13 protein-coding genes and 1 pseudogene are annotated in these 14,448 nt (G+C 35.8%); 9 read left to right on the top strand and 5 right to left on the bottom strand.

Annotation, left to right across the window (positions count from 1 at the left end; all coding sequences use genetic code 11):
- Window positions 1–84: 84 nt before the first annotated feature.
- The 4 genes and pseudogenes from HUE58_RS00980 to parC form a co-directional block, all read right to left on the bottom strand.
- A complete protein-coding gene (locus tag HUE58_RS00980) occupies window positions 85–1,143 on the bottom strand; it encodes a 3-deoxy-7-phosphoheptulonate synthase (RefSeq protein WP_174605232.1) in 1,059 nt (352 codons plus the stop codon).
- Window positions 1,137–1,931: a GTP cyclohydrolase FolE2 gene (gene folE2, locus HUE58_RS00975; RefSeq protein ID WP_174605231.1), complete on the bottom strand. Its 795-nt coding sequence runs from the start codon at window positions 1,929–1,931 to the stop codon at window positions 1,137–1,139. Before folE2 ends, HUE58_RS00980 begins: the two co-directional genes overlap by 7 nt.
- Window positions 1,928–2,199: pseudogene (locus HUE58_RS00970) on the bottom strand (6-carboxytetrahydropterin synthase). The gene folE2 and the pseudogene HUE58_RS00970 overlap by 4 nt, the downstream one beginning before the upstream one ends.
- Window positions 2,200–2,402: 203 nt before the next feature.
- Window positions 2,403–4,643: a DNA topoisomerase IV subunit A gene (gene parC / locus HUE58_RS00965; RefSeq protein WP_174605230.1), complete on the bottom strand. Its 2,241-nt coding sequence runs from the start codon at window positions 4,641–4,643 to the stop codon at window positions 2,403–2,405.
- Between the two features lie 596 nt (window positions 4,644–5,239).
- On the opposite strand from parC, the gene HUE58_RS00960 reads away from it, so the two are divergent.
- The 6 genes from HUE58_RS00960 (at window position 5,240) to HUE58_RS00935 (ending at window position 10,251) form a co-directional block, all read left to right on the top strand.
- On the top strand, window positions 5,240–5,536 hold the full coding sequence (locus HUE58_RS00960; RefSeq protein ID WP_246260853.1) for a TRAP transporter small permease: 297 nt from the start codon (window positions 5,240–5,242) through the stop codon (window positions 5,534–5,536).
- 52 nt (window positions 5,537–5,588) lie between these two features.
- Window positions 5,589–6,176: a TRAP transporter large permease subunit gene (locus HUE58_RS00955; RefSeq protein WP_246260819.1), complete on the top strand. Its 588-nt coding sequence runs from the start codon at window positions 5,589–5,591 to the stop codon at window positions 6,174–6,176.
- A gap of 557 nt (window positions 6,177–6,733) precedes the next feature.
- A complete protein-coding gene (mraZ, locus tag HUE58_RS00950; RefSeq protein WP_174605229.1) occupies window positions 6,734–7,186 on the top strand; it encodes a division/cell wall cluster transcriptional repressor MraZ in 453 nt (150 codons plus the stop codon).
- Complete coding sequence (gene rsmH / locus HUE58_RS00945; RefSeq protein ID WP_174605228.1) at window positions 7,183–8,106, top strand: 16S rRNA (cytosine(1402)-N(4))-methyltransferase RsmH; 924 nt, start codon at window positions 7,183–7,185, stop codon at window positions 8,104–8,106. Before mraZ ends, rsmH begins: the two co-directional genes overlap by 4 nt.
- Before the next feature lies 1 nt (window position 8,107).
- Window positions 8,108–8,371 (top strand): cell division protein FtsL, encoded by a 264-nt coding sequence (locus HUE58_RS00940; RefSeq protein WP_174605227.1) that lies wholly within the window; start codon window positions 8,108–8,110, stop codon window positions 8,369–8,371.
- Window positions 8,368–10,251: a peptidoglycan D,D-transpeptidase FtsI family protein gene (locus HUE58_RS00935; RefSeq protein ID WP_174605226.1), complete on the top strand. Its 1,884-nt coding sequence runs from the start codon at window positions 8,368–8,370 to the stop codon at window positions 10,249–10,251. The genes HUE58_RS00940 and HUE58_RS00935 overlap by 4 nt, the downstream gene beginning before the upstream one ends.
- Here the strand turns inward: HUE58_RS00935 and dnaG are convergent.
- Complete coding sequence (gene dnaG / locus HUE58_RS00930; protein ID WP_174605225.1) at window positions 10,248–12,032, bottom strand: DNA primase; 1,785 nt, start codon at window positions 12,030–12,032, stop codon at window positions 10,248–10,250. The two genes, HUE58_RS00935 and dnaG, sit on opposite strands and share 4 nt — an antisense overlap.
- A 40-nt stretch (window positions 12,033–12,072) precedes the next feature.
- Here dnaG and HUE58_RS00925 point away from each other — a divergent pair, with 40 nt between their 5' ends.
- The 3 genes from HUE58_RS00925 to prfB all read left to right on the top strand — a co-directional run bounded on the left by HUE58_RS00925 (window position 12,073) and on the right by prfB (window position 14,440).
- Window positions 12,073–12,969: an LpxL/LpxP family acyltransferase gene (locus HUE58_RS00925; RefSeq protein WP_174605224.1), complete on the top strand. Its 897-nt coding sequence runs from the start codon at window positions 12,073–12,075 to the stop codon at window positions 12,967–12,969.
- Window positions 12,970–13,026: 57 nt separating this feature from the next.
- Complete coding sequence (rpsO, locus tag HUE58_RS00920; protein ID WP_174605223.1) at window positions 13,027–13,287, top strand: 30S ribosomal protein S15; 261 nt, start codon at window positions 13,027–13,029, stop codon at window positions 13,285–13,287.
- 76 nt (window positions 13,288–13,363) lie between these two features.
- Window positions 13,364–14,440, top strand: a complete 1,077-nt coding sequence (gene prfB / locus HUE58_RS00915) for a peptide chain release factor 2 (protein WP_174606203.1) — start codon at window positions 13,364–13,366, stop codon at window positions 14,438–14,440.
- Window positions 14,441–14,448 lie beyond the last annotated feature (8 nt).

Here is a 14,448-nt window from a genome sequence, read left to right as displayed (position 1 = left end):
TCATTTCAAGCTAAAATCCCGCCTTATGATAAATCTCCCATGAAGAAGTAAAGCTTTTTTAGTGTAAAATTATGTGTTCAGTTTTCAGTTTTGGACTGATGATGCTAGTATTTTAAGCAGATTTTCAGTATCTTGCCAGCCAAGACAAGCATCAGTAATACTAATGCCGTATTCTAACGATTTTAACTCATCTACCGCTTGAGCGCCTTCATTGATATTAGACTCAATCATCACCCCAAAAATCTTATCTAAGCCTAAACTCACTTGCTTGGCAACTTCATCACCCACTAACAATTGGTTTTTAAAAATTTTCTCACTATTAGCATGGGAAAAATCAACCATAACTCTACCTAACAAACCATCTTTTATTAATTTCTTAGCAGCATTGTCCACATTTTCTTTGCTATAGTTAGGTCCATCGGCAGCACCACGAAGAATAATATGACAATTTGGATTGCCAGTTGTGGTATAACGATTTGCCACACCTCTTTTGTTAATCGACCAAAACATGTGTGAATTGGAAGCCGATACAATCGCATCAATGGCAATTTGAATGTTACCGTTTGTGCCATTTTTAAAACCCACTGGACAAGAGAGGCCAGATGCCAATTCTCGGTGCGTTTGGCTTTCGGTTGTTCGCGCACCAATTGCCCCCCATGAAATCAAATCAGAGATATATTGTGGAGTGATTAAATCAAGATATTCTGTTGCACTTGGCATGCCCATTTTTGACAAATCTAACAATAAACTTCGAGCCAAATCAAAGCCTTTTTCCATATCAAAACTGTTATCTAAATCAGGGTCATAAATAAGCCCTTTCCAGCCAATTGTGGTGCGTGGTTTTTCAAAATAAACACGCATAACAATAAATAAATCTTGGTCTAATTCTTGTTTTATTTTTAACAATCGTTGCGCATAATCTCTAGCAGCTTTTGGATCATGAATGGAACAAGGCCCAACCACAACTAATAAACGCTTATCCTTGCCCGAGATGATATCGGCAATAGTTTTTCTTGAGTGGATAATAAAATTAGACTGTGATTTTTTGACTGGGTATTTTTTAATAAAGCCTATTGGTGGAGTAATGGATTCTGCCTTGGTGATGCGAATGTTACTAATTTTATTTAAGATTTTTTTTAGCATTTTTGATTTTCAATAAGTGCATAAGCTGAATGGTTATGAATCGATTCAAAATTTTCCGATTCAAGACGGTAATAACTAATTCTATCATCTGCATTTAAATCGACTGCAATATCACGCACTAAATCCTCAACAAATGCAGGGTTATTATACGCTCTTTCAGTCACCATTTTTTCATCATCGCGTTTAAGAATGGCGTAAAGTTCGCACGAAGCTTTGCGTTCAGCCAAATCAATCAAATCTTCAATATACAAAGTTTTGCCTTTGGCTGCTTTAGCCTTAATAGTAATGTGTGAGCGTTGATTATGCGCCCCATATTTAGAAATACTTTTTGAACAAGGACATAGACTAGTCACGGGTACCACGACTTTCATCACCACTTGTGCCCCACTTTTATTTAACGTACCATATAGAGTCACTTGATAATCCATCATTGACTCAACGCCTGAAGATGGGGCTCTTTTCTTCCTAAAGAAAGGAAAATTAAGCGTGATGTGTACAATATCTGATTCAAGTCTTTTTCTTACTTTATCAATAATTTTATCGAAATTGTGCGCACTAAACTCACAAGGGCCTTCATGTAAAATTTCAATAAAGCGTGACATGTGCGTACCTTTAACATGCTCGGGTAAGGATACTGTCATGGTAAAAATACCTATTGTAGGTATTTTATTGCCATCACAATCAATATAAGTAATAGGATAAGTAATGTCTTTGATGCCTACTTTATCAATGATAATTCGACGAGTATCGGCACTATTCTGTGTGTCAGGTAAATGAGTCGCGCTCATAAGTCTCCTTGGAAATAAGTTACAGATGCTCTAGGTGTTTCCCAAATAGTCACTTCCTTAACCTTGATATCATTAATATTAATTAGTTGATCCATTTCATCAAAAAAATACTTGGCAATATTTTCTGCAGTAGGATTAGTTTATCAAAAGGCACTATCTCATTCAAATATTGATGATCTAGAAGCTTTACAACAAAGTTAGTTTGTTTTTTAATTTCTCGAAAATCAACAGCAATACCATTACTATTTAATTTGCTAGCAGCAACCATCATTTCGACTTGTCAATTATGACCATGCAGACGTGAACAATCATTGGATACTCCCTGTGAATGGACTGATGCGAAATCGGTAACAATTTTTAGGACGAACATTTTCGGAAGAATTGGTAAAAGCATTGATTATACCTATGACCTGCTAAAAATTACACCCTGAATTGATGGGTAGATTATTGGCTTATCTAAAATATTTTGATTTAATCAATTACCTCAATAGAAGAAACGTTTTGATAGCCTTTAGGCAAAAGATTACCACGACGCGCTCTGGCACTTATGTAATTGCTTAAATCTTGGAACTTGATGGTTAAATGACGTTTACCTGCAATAACTTTTAAATGTTGAGTTTCTAGCAAAATACAAACACTCATTACAAGCTTTTGTCTAGTCTTAATATCTTTGGTGGGAATTTGAATAAGCTTGTTGCCTTTACCTTTGGATAATATTGGCAATTCAGATATTGGGAATACCAATAAACGCCCACGATTTGTTGCCAGTGCAATAAACTGATTGTCCAAATCATTCACATTAATAATTTTCATCACTTGTGCACCTTTAGGTAACGAAAGAGATGCTTTTCCTGCTTGTCTTGAAGATAGCAAATCACCAATAGTGGCAATAAAACCATACCCTGCATCAGAAGCCAATAGAATGTTTTGACTTGTCTTACCCATCACTACATCGAGAAATCGCGCCTCTGAAGAAGGCGGATTTAGTTTACCTGTTAATGGCTCGCCCTGCCCTCGCGCACTAGGCAATGAATTAGCCGGTAGTGAATATGATCTACCTGTTGAGTCAATAAAAATTGCAGGTTCATTGCTTTTACCTTTCACACTGGTTAAATAACCATCGCCTGCTTTATAATTAAGTGTTGTCGGGTCAATATCATGGCCTTTAACACTGCGCACCCAGCCTTTATCGCTAAGTACGACGGTGACATTTTCAGTAGGTGCTAAATCATCTTCACTAAAGGCTTGAGCAGTATTTACATTGCTTTTAATGTTAGATCTACGCTCATCACCAAAATCTTTAATAATGGCTTTTAGCTCTTTTTTAATCAGGGTTTTAAGACGCAAGTCACTTGAAAGTAACAGCTCTAATTCTTCTTTCTCTAATGCTAATTCTTGTTGCTCAGCTTGAATTTTAACCTCTTCTAATCTTGCAAGATGACGCAATTTTAGCTCTAAAATTGCTTCTGCTTGAATATCACTCAATTTGAAATGATCGATTAATACTGGCTTAGGCTTATCGCGCTCACGAATAATGGCAATCACTTCATCAATGTTTAAAAAAGCAATGAGTAAGCCTTCTAAAATATGCAAACGCGCAAGAATTTTATCAAGGCGATAGGTTAAACGATTAGTCACAACTTGCATTCTATAACTTGACCATTCTTTAAGCATCGGAATGAGTGGCAGAACGTTTGGTTTACCGTTCAAACCAATCACGTTCATATTAACGCGGTAGCTTTTTTCAAGCTCAGTTGTGGCAAATAGATGTAGCATTAATGCATCCGCATCAATCCGATTAGAGTGTAGAACAATAACAATACGTGTTGGGTTTTCATGATCCGACTCATCTCGAATATCATCCACCAAAGGTAGTTTTTTCGCGCGCATTTGCGCTGCAATTTGGGTGATTACCTTGGCACCAGAAGTTTGAAAAGGCAATGCTTCAATCACAATATTGCCTTTTTCTTCTTGATAAATAGCACGCATCTTAACTGACCCATGACCTGTTTCATAAATTTGCCTAAGATCTGCAGGTGAAGATACAATATCAGCATCAGTGGGGTAGTCAGGTGCTCGAATAATTTGCATGATACTGTCTAAATCCATAGATGGCTTGTCCAATAGTGCAATACAAGCACTCACCACTTCGGTTAAATTATGCGGTGGCACATCAGTCGCCATGCCCACAGCAATACCCGAGGTACCATTTAGCAACAAATTGGGTACTTGTGCAGGCAGATTTTTAGGCTCTTGAAGCGAGCCATCAAAATTATCTACCCAATTAACTGTGCTTTGATTAATTTCACTGAGCAATAAATCTGCATAACAAGAAAGTTTACTTTCGGTATAACGCATCGCTGCAAATGATTTAGGATCATCTGGTGCACCCCAATTTCCTTGCCCGTCAATAAATGGATAACGATAAGAAAATGGCTGTGCCATCAACACCATCGCCTCATAGCAAGCACTATCACCATGCGGATGGAATTTACCAAGCACATCGCCCACCGTACGGGCTGATTTCTTAAACTTTGCTGTAGATTTCAAACCAAGTTCACTCATCGCATAAACAATGCGCCTTTGTACTGGCTTTAGACCATCACCAACAAAAGGCAATGCGCGATCAAGAATAACGTACATTGAATAATCAAGATAAGCACGCTCACTAAACTCGGCGACACTTTGTTGTTCAAGACTAATCTGATTCATTTAATAGTGCTAAAGATGACTAAAATTAGACTGTATTTTAATTCAACTCTTGGTAGTAAAAAAATAAAATTAAAGGTGATTTTTATAACATCTAGATAAGTGCTTTAAGCACTACTACTAAACGGTGTGCAGTTGGCAGCACCTTCACTGTCTAAATTTAACAAACCCACAAACAATTTCCACTTGACACTGCAATAAAAGATATGAAAACTATTGCAGATTCTGGCAAAAACAATATTCACATTCTAACCCCTGAATAAAAACAACAGTGGGTTGTGGCAATGAAACCAGTTTGGACTAAATTTGAGAAGCAAGTTGGTAAAGATTACATCGCTGTAGTTCAGCAATATAATGCTAAAAACTAAAAAAATGATACGACAGTTTGTGCAAAATGAATTGTGTCATTCATGATGAAATTATCCAAAATTTTTAATCACCTTGAGCAGTGACTGATTACATTATTATTAGCCACAATGACGCTATTAACCTTTTCACAAGTTGTTGCCCGATATGTATTTAACTCAGGTGCAGTTTGAGCGTTAGGAGTCGCTACTTATTTATTTGCTTGGTTAGTCTTACTAGGCGCATCCTATGTTATTAAGTGTGGCACGCATATTGCTGTTGACAGTGTAGTCAATCTTTTTTCTGAGAAAAATCGAAAAAAAATAACACCTTTTGCCGTATCTGCTTGCATGGTATTTGTCATTACTATGTTCATAGATAGCTATGAATATATTTCATTGCTAAAAGAGATTGAAATTGAAATGGAAGATTTGCCAATACTTGAAAGGCAAGCAAAAATCATCTTACCTCTTAATTTTGCACTGATGTTTTATCGGCTTGTGGAAGTTATGATTGATGTTATTAAAGACAAAATCCTGCTCATATACTAATGATTACCAAGAGTAGTTAAAAAAATAATGGTAATTTTTTGTCTTATTTTTCATGCTTTTTGGTCTAATGGCATTAGGCGTGTCTGTGGCTTTTTCCCTAGATTTATCCAGCGTTAGTGCGATTTTATTATTTGGAGATGAATCTCTAGCCTCTCTTGCTGGGCATATATTTGGCTCAATGGGGCACTATACTTTAATGGCCATTCCGTTTTTTATATTAGCGTCCTCCTTTTTGTCAAAAGGTGGCGCGGCACAACGCTTGGTTGACTTTGCGATTGATAGTATTGGCTGGATTAAAGAAGGTTACCCGCAATCTTATGCTGCAAACGTGATTAGTTCTTCTGACACCATTGAGCATCTTAATTCCGCCCTCAATTATTATGGTGGTATATTTACACCCACTGAAGTGGCGGTAGTATATGCCTTTATCTTGGGCGTTTTTGTTTATAAAGATATAAAAATAAAAGACATTTCTTGGGTCATTACAGACTCAGCAAAAACTTCAATTATGTTGATGTTCATTATTGCAAATACCATACTATTTGTTTTTGTATTAACTAACAAGCGCGTTCCTCATGAAATTGCAGAAGCAGTACTCAATCATGGTGTCCATCTTGTTTCCAATCGCAATAGAGCTTAGTATTATTACGGTTGTTAATATAGAAATTGGCATGCTAAACCCCACCCTGTAGGGCTTAACTTATTTGTTACCTCAAGCATTACAGGCATACCTTTAATAAACGTCATTAGTCATAGGTGGTTAGTTAGTATAATTTTGGAAGGTGTGAAATATTTTCTATTACATCAATAGCAAAACAACACAATCACACTGATTTAAGAAAAGAATAAATTTCTAAACTTTTCACTTAGATAAAAAAACCAAAACTATCGTTAACAACTTTTTTACTATAAAAGCCAGATTCTTTTAAATTGTTTTAAATAAAAGTGGATTAAAGTGTCTAAAAGTGGTATAAAATTTTTCTTAAAAGTTAAATTTAAAAGAGATATTTGCGTGAAAAAAATTAAATTGAAATTTGTGCTTAGTGTGTTTCTATCTGCATTTTCTCTAAATGTTTTAGCTCTGATAGGCGTACAACAAAACCAAATAAACAATACCAAATCATTCTTAATTATCACTATTGTGGCTTTAATATTAGGTGTCATGGCTTATATGCAAAAATATCAACAACATCGCTAATGTTTAGAGGGGTGCACAATTTAAGCGTTGACACCAAGGGAAGGGTAAAAATACCAACGCACCACCAAGCGCAAATTAATGAAATTTATTCAGGCAAGATGGTGCTGAGTATTCATCCAGATGATGAATTTTTGTTGTTATATCCTTTGAAAGATTGGCAAATATTGGAAGAAAAAATCAGTGCTTTGCCTTCGTTAAATATTCACACAAAACGGCTAAAACGCAAACTCATTGGTCATGCTACTGATTGTGAGTTGGACAGGGTGGCGCGCATTCTAATTCCTTCGACACTTAAACATTATGCTCACATAGATAAGAAAATTATCATGAGTGGTCAAGGGCATAATTTCGAATTGTGGGATGAGAATACTTGGCATAAACAATTTGATAGTCTTGACACACTCAGTAAACAAATCCAAATCCCAATAGAACTTGCCCAATTATTGCTATGATGTCTAATCACCATCAATCTGTGATGTTTAATGAATCAATTGATGCACTTAATATAAAAACTGATGGTATTTATATTGATGCAACTTTTGGTCGTGGTGGTCATGCTCAGGGCATACTAAATAAATTAGGCGAGCAAGGAAAATTAATCTCCTTTGACCAAGATATTAGTGCGATTGAATGCGCCCATAAAAATTTTACTGATAATCGCCTAACCCTTATTCACAGTGCGTTCTCCAATATGCTAAGCATCATAACTCAGCAAGGACTAATAGGTAAGATTGATGGTATTTTAATGGATCTTGGTGTCTCATCACCTCAGTTGGATAATGCACAACGTGGTTTTAGCTTTAAGGCTGATGGTCCACTAGATATGCGTATGAACCAAACCAGAGGCATCAGTGCCGCGCAATGGCTAAAGTCGGCCAATGAGAAAGAGATTGCCAATGTTATTTATCAATTTGGTGATGAAAAAAAATCACGACATATCGCTACTAAAATCAAAAAATACCAACAAAACCACACATTAGAAACCACTTTAGCACTTGCCAATATTGTTAGTGAAGTGGTAAAAGGGCAAAAAAACAAACACCCTGCCACGCGAACTTTTCAAGCCATACGCATCTTTATCAACCAAGAACTTAAACAGCTTGAAGATGTATTGAAACAATCCAAAGATATTTTAAGCAAGCATGGCAGGCTGTCTATTATTAGTTTTCACTCGATTGAAGATCGTATTGTTAAGCGTTTTATTCAAACAAATTCACGACAAAAAACCCTACCAAAAGGCTTGCCTATTATTGAACATAAAACTGAAAAAACTTGTCTAAAAGATTTGGGCAAGCACTTTGCTAGTAAGGCAGAAATTAGTAGCAATGCCCGTGCTCGAAGTGCAATTTTACGAGTAGCAAGCAAGAATTAAAATGCTCTTAAATATCAACAAAACCAAACTTAATGTTGCACTAATACTAAGTTTGGTTTTGTTGAGTATTTTAACCATCTCTTGGCATCATCAAATGTATCTTTTATATACTCAATCAAAACGTATAGAGACACAAAACCACCAATTAACTGCTCTGCATAAGCAATTATTAATTGAACAATCACAAACAATCAGTGGTAGCACAATTAAAGCAAAAGCTTTAAAAATGCAAGCACCTAAAAGACAAAGAGAATTGTTACTATGAGTGGAAAGATATCAACCATTTCAAAAACATTGATGCTAGGACGGGTGCAAAATTACTGGCGCAGACAAGGTGCGGTTAAGTACTTTTTTGTATTTCTTTTTAGTGTTTTTGCTTATCAAACCACTTCTATATCACAATCTAATACCATAAGTTTGTCAATACAAGATAGAGCTTATTATCAAGCCGTTAATTTGGAGACAAAAATTGCCCAACGAGGTGATATCCTAGATAGAAATGGACATATCCTTGCCAGTAATTTGCTGTTAAAACGCCTTAATTTAGACCCAACACTGATTCAGGTCGAATTTATTCCCAAATTAGCGCGCGTCCTAGATATAAAAGTTCAAACGCTCAGCAAGTTGCTCGCATCAAAACGAAAAATTGGCTCAAGATATTTAATTATCAAGAAAAATATCACACTCACCGACCCTATTATTAATAAATTAAAGCAATTAAAATTAATGAGAATTTCAGTCTGTGTAAATAAAAAAATGGCTAATAAATTAAGTTTCATTGAGCACATTTTTAACACCTTAAACCTACAAAAGACAAAAACAACCTACGCCCTTGTTAAACGATGCAAAAAAGCAAAAATTGCTGGCGTAGCATTACAACAAGACACAAAAAGATACTATCCAAAATCTGCCTCGCTAGCACCACTATTAGGTCGAGTTAATGCCAACAAAAAAGGCACTTCTGGCATTGAGGGAGAATTTGAAAATAGCCTTGCTGGGCGTAATGGACAAACGCTGATTAATTTTAAAGCCAACACCAATGAAGCGTATTTCAATTCTAAAATAATCACTCAGAAACAACAAGGACAAAATATAATACTGACCATTGATACTGACATTCAATACCATGCTTATGAAGCCATTAAAAAATCGGTTCAAAAGCATGAGGCAGATTCAGGCTCAGCCATTATTCTTGCACCAAATGGTGAAGTGCTAGCCATGGTGAACTACCCTGCTGATAATCCAAATGATAATAGCACTTACAATGCTGAACATTATCGCAATAGAGTACTATCTGATAAAATAGAGCCTGGTTCAACTATGAAACCCTTTACTATGCTTTTGGCATTGGATAAAAATCAAATAACAGCCACTAAAGATGAATTTATTGATGTTTCAAAACGCATTGGCCATATCAAACCAGATGGCAAATATAAGCAAATGACGATTAAAAAAATATTGCAAAAATCTCACAATCTTGGCACTGTTAATGTCTCCGAAAGGCTTGAGCCAGAAGCCATGTACAATACTTGGAACAAGCTGGGATTTAGCCATCAACTAGGTCTTATACCAAGCATTGAAAATTCTGGTTCATTAAGACACTTTAGCTCATGGGTATTAAGTGATAAACGCACTTTATCATTTGGTCATGGTCCAATGGAGACTAATCTGGCGCAATTAGCTAGAGCTTATTTGGTATTTGCTAATGAAGGTGCGATGCCGCCATTAAAACTGGTTAAAAATACCAGTATTTATGAGGACACGACTCAAGTATTTAACAAACAATCTATTGCAAAAATTGCTCAATTATTAAGCGCAGTCACCTCAAATCAAGGGTCTGGATATCGAGCACAAATCAAAGGCTACAACGTGGCTGGCAAAACAGGAACAGCAGAGATGGTGGTTAATGGCTCATATAATAAAAAAGGCGCTAAGCGTACTTTCTTTACCGGCTTTGCGCCTGTTAAAAAACCTAAATATATTATGGCAGTGAGGCTTGATTATCCTAAAAAATGCTATACCTCTTGGGACCCTAATCTTCGCAGTAAATGCGAAGGGTCAAACTCAGCAGCAATGGTATTTAAAGAGGCAATGGGACATATTTTAACCAATGACATTTCAATCAAATTAAGCATGAAAGACTAGCTTTTAAGTTTGCCTTTTCTTGCCTGTAAACTTTTTGTATATTCTGCTTCATTTGTGATTGATAAAGCATCTTTCTCTTCTTGTTTTTTTTCAATCTTTAATAAAGCATCCAAAAACTCATTCTTATAATCGTAATTTTTTAATACCTTTTTCTTATTGTATAAATCAAGCAATTGTTGTTTTTTCTGAGGAAATGGCTTTATCATATCCTCTAAAGCAATATCTTCTTGCAACAAAGCCGAATTAGCCAACTCTTGCAACACATTTGCATCATTAATTTTTCTTACCCTGAGTTTTATCCTTTCATCAACCATAGAAGGATGGTTTAGCAGCAAACCAATCATTTGATCAATTAATGAATTATTACCCTTAGTAGATATTGGCGTTAATGCTTGATAATTTTCATTAGCATCATAAAAATCAGGCGTAGGCAGCTCTTCATAATTTTGTGGTATATCAAATGTATTGGTTTGAGTGAATGTATCTTGTCGCTCTAATATAGATTTAACCTGTTCAACACTTTGATTAACCTCACTTGCTAACCCTTCTAGCAACTGTTGTTGGTAAGTTTCATAATTTATTTTCCCTAGTAATGTTGATACTTTTTCTAAAAATAGGGTTTTGCCTTCAATTGTGTCAAAGTCCACCTTTGCCTTGATATGGCTAAATAAAAATTTACTCAAGGGTTGTGCATTGTCAATACGTTTTACAAACACTTTGCTTGATTCTTTTTTAACCAAAGTGTCTGGATCTTCCCCATCTGGCAAAAATAAAAATTTAACAATCATGCCTGCTTTAATCACTGACAAAGTGGTATTTAACGCCCGCCAAGCGGCTTTCTTTCCTGCCTTATCGCCATCAAAACAAAAAATGATGATGTTTGTTGTGCGCGATAAAATATTTAAATGCTCTATCGTAGTTGCCGTACCTAACGCAGCAACCACTTGTGATATACCTGCTTGATGAAGGGCAACCACATCCATATAACCTTCTACTACCAAAATATAATCAATCGAGCGTGAATATTTACGCGCTTGATACAAGCCATAAAGCTCTTTTGATTTTGAAAAAATAGGCGTTTCAGGTGAATTTAAATATTTTGCCTTGGTATTTTTACCAAACGCTCGACCACCAAAAGCAATAATATTGCCTTTGGCATTATGAATGGGAAACATAAGACGATATTTAAAAAAATCGTAATATTGCCCTGAGCGGTATTGATCATCACTTAGCAATCCCATCGCCTTTAAATCAGCAATATTTTGATCACTTTGTTCAAATTCAGATAGTAAATTACTACTAGGTGGTGCAAAACCCAACTCAAAACGCTTAGCAATTTCACCACTAATACCTCTATTTTTAGCATAATTAACCGCTTTGTCTTTTGCAGGAGATTGCTTTAATTGCTGAATATAAAACTGACCAACTCGTTGCATTAGGTCTCGATAACGAGTTAATCTTGAATCTACAGGTTTGACATTCTCATCATACACCACGCTGATGCCTGATCCGCCAGCAATGGTCTCTATCGCCTCAACCAAGCCTAGGTTGTCAAACTTCATAACAAAGTTAATTACACCGCCACCTTCGCCACAACCAAAACATTTATACATTTGCTTTTCAACTGAAACGCTAAACGATGGGGTTTTTTCATGATGAAATGGACAACATGCTTTGTAATCTTTACCTGCCTTCTTAAGTGGCACACGCCGATTAATTATATCAACAATATCTACACGATTAGGTAAATCATCTTTAAAATTTGCATTAACAAACGGCATTCTGTAACTCGATACTAAAACATTTAAATATTACATTTTAATGACAAAAACAAAGTTTTATCATCCTAAATTTATACCCACCTGGACTTTAATTGGCTTGATGAAACTAAGCGCTAAATTACCGCTTAAAATCCAGTTAATGATGGGCAAAATAATAGGTAGAATTCTATATCTTCTTTTAAGTAGATATAGAAAAATTGCTTTTGTGAATATCACTAAATGTTTCCCTAATAAAAATAAAGTCCAAGTAACCCGTTTAGTTAAACAACATTTTGGAGCATTAGGTATTGGACTGTTTGAAATAGCAAATTGCTTTTATTTAAGCGACAAAAAACTCAAGCAACGCTACCATATTGAAGGTTCTGAGATTTTACAAAACGCCTTGGACAAGCAACAAAAGATTATTTTACTCGTTGGGCATTTTACAACCATGATGCTTGCTGGTAGGATGCTACTACAAAACTTTAATTTTGCTGATGTTTACCGCCCACAAAACAACGCCTTATTTGACAATCAAATGCAAAAAATATTCACCCAACATGGCAGTTTGATGATTAAGGTGAAAGACACCAGAACCTTAATCCGAACTCTAAAATCAGGCCTACCCATTTGGTACACACACGACCAAGATTTAGGTGCAAAAATTAGCATTTTTTCACCTTTTTTTGACATACAAACTGCCACCATAAAAGCCACAGAAAAACTAGCTCGCATTGATAGTACGGTCGTTATTCCTTTCTCCTTTGTTCGTCAACACACAACTTACACACTAAAATTTTCTCCTGCTTTGATAGATTATCCTAATGACAAATCCCAACAAAATACACGACTAACCAACCAAATATTACAACAACAAATTTTAAAAGCGCCAGAACAATATTTATGGATTCACAGGCGCTTTAAAACTAGACCAAATAATGAACCATCTTTTTATTAACTTTTAAAGAACAAAGCAATTAGTGTATAATTTATAATTTTGATTATAGGTTTTATTATGTCGGTTGATACTCAAGCAATTATTAAAAAATATCAGAGCAAAACTGGTGATACTGGTTCGACCAATGTACAAGTCGCTTTATTAACAGCTCGCATCAAACACCTAACTAAGCATTTTAAAGCTCATAAAAAAGATCACCACTCAAGAAGAGGACTTCTACATTTAGTTTCTCAACGCAAAAAATTACTGACCTATCTTAAAGGCACTAATACAACTGCATATTCAAACTTGATTACCCATCTAGGACTTAGAAAATAATTTATAACATTTTTATAAAACCCCATTTTGGGTTTTATACCTAAAATAACAACCATAGAACCCTCTTCGCCCACTTATCAAAAAAATCCAAAATTTAAAGCAACGCACAATTGCCTTATCAATAGACATTAATTTAGAAGAAAAACAAGCCCGCCTAGAAGAAGTTTTATTGGAAATGGAGAATCCGGACATCTGGGCAAATCCTGATCAAGCACAAGCCTTAGGAGAAGAAAAATCAAGACTAACATCAATTTGTCAAACCTTTGAGCAGGTGAATGCTATTTTAGAAGATGCAAAAGAATTGTTAAACTTAGCTCAAGCAGAAAATGATGAAGACACAGAAAATGGCGTCATTGATGATTTAGATGCCACCCAATCTGCCATTGAAAAACTTGAATTTAAACGCATGTTTAGTGGCGATTTAGATGTTAACTCTGCTTATTTAGATATTCAATCTGGCTCAGGTGGCACAGAAGCTCAAGATTGGGCAGAGATGGTGCTGCGTATGTATTTGCGTTGGGGCGAAAAACACAATTTCAAAGTCAAACTCATGGAAGTCTCAGCAGGTGAAGTTGCTGGTATTAAATCTGCAACCATCCATTTTGATGGCGAGTATGCATTTGGCTGGTTACGCACAGAAATTGGCATTCATCGCTTGGTTAGAAAATCCCCATTTAATGCCAACGGCAAACGCCACACTTCATTTTGCTCTGTATTTGTCTCCCCCGAAGTGGATGATGATATTGACATTGAGATTAATCCGTCGGATTTACGCATTGACACTTATCGCGCTAGTGGTGCAGGCGGCCAACATGTTAATAAGACTGAATCAGCCGTACGCATCACCCATTTGTCCACTAACACCGTTGTGCAATGCCAAGATGGTCGTTCACAGCACGCTAACAAAGATCAAGCCATGAAACAACTAAAATCTAAGCTTTATGAGTTAGAAATGCAAAAACAAAACGCTGAAAAGCAAAGTTTAGAGCAGGCAAAATCTGACATTGGCTGGGGGCATCAAATTCGTTCTTATATCCTTGACCAATCAAAAATTAAAGATTTGCGTACAGGTGTTGAAAGTGCCAATACAGGTGATGTGTTAGATGGAAATTTGGATAAATTTATTGAAGCTAGTTTAAAAACTGGGTTATAGTTGTCTTT

The sequence above is a fragment of the Candidatus Ruthia endofausta genome (assembly GCF_013342985.1).
Classification (GTDB): Bacteria; Pseudomonadota; Gammaproteobacteria; order PS1; family Pseudothioglobaceae; genus Ruthia; species Ruthia endofausta.
The sequence above is the reverse complement of the archived record's forward strand: the minus strand, read 5'-3'. Positions and strand labels throughout refer to the sequence as shown.

Excerpts from the sequence above, each read along its gene's own strand:
- HUE58_RS00980 (WP_174605232.1), bottom strand. The coding sequence starts at position 1,143 with ATGCTAAAAAAAATCTTAAATAAAATTAGTAACATTCGCATCACCAAG.
- folE2 (WP_174605231.1), bottom strand. The coding sequence starts at position 1,931 with ATGAGCGCGACTCATTTACCTGACACACAGAATAGTGCCGATACTCGT.
- parC (WP_174605230.1), bottom strand. The coding sequence starts at position 4,643 with ATGAATCAGATTAGTCTTGAACAACAAAGTGTCGCCGAGTTTAGTGAG.
- HUE58_RS00955 (WP_246260819.1), top strand. The coding sequence starts at position 5,589 with ATGCTTTTTGGTCTAATGGCATTAGGCGTGTCTGTGGCTTTTTCCCTA.
- mraZ (WP_174605229.1), top strand. The coding sequence starts at position 6,734 with ATGTTTAGAGGGGTGCACAATTTAAGCGTTGACACCAAGGGAAGGGTA.
- rsmH (WP_174605228.1), top strand. The coding sequence starts at position 7,183 with ATGATGTCTAATCACCATCAATCTGTGATGTTTAATGAATCAATTGAT.
- HUE58_RS00940 (WP_174605227.1), top strand. The coding sequence starts at position 8,108 with ATGCTCTTAAATATCAACAAAACCAAACTTAATGTTGCACTAATACTA.
- HUE58_RS00935 (WP_174605226.1), top strand. The coding sequence starts at position 8,368 with ATGAGTGGAAAGATATCAACCATTTCAAAAACATTGATGCTAGGACGG.
- dnaG (WP_174605225.1), bottom strand. The coding sequence starts at position 12,032 with ATGCCGTTTGTTAATGCAAATTTTAAAGATGATTTACCTAATCGTGTA.
- HUE58_RS00925 (WP_174605224.1), top strand. The coding sequence starts at position 12,073 with ATGACAAAAACAAAGTTTTATCATCCTAAATTTATACCCACCTGGACT.
- rpsO (WP_174605223.1), top strand. The coding sequence starts at position 13,027 with ATGTCGGTTGATACTCAAGCAATTATTAAAAAATATCAGAGCAAAACT.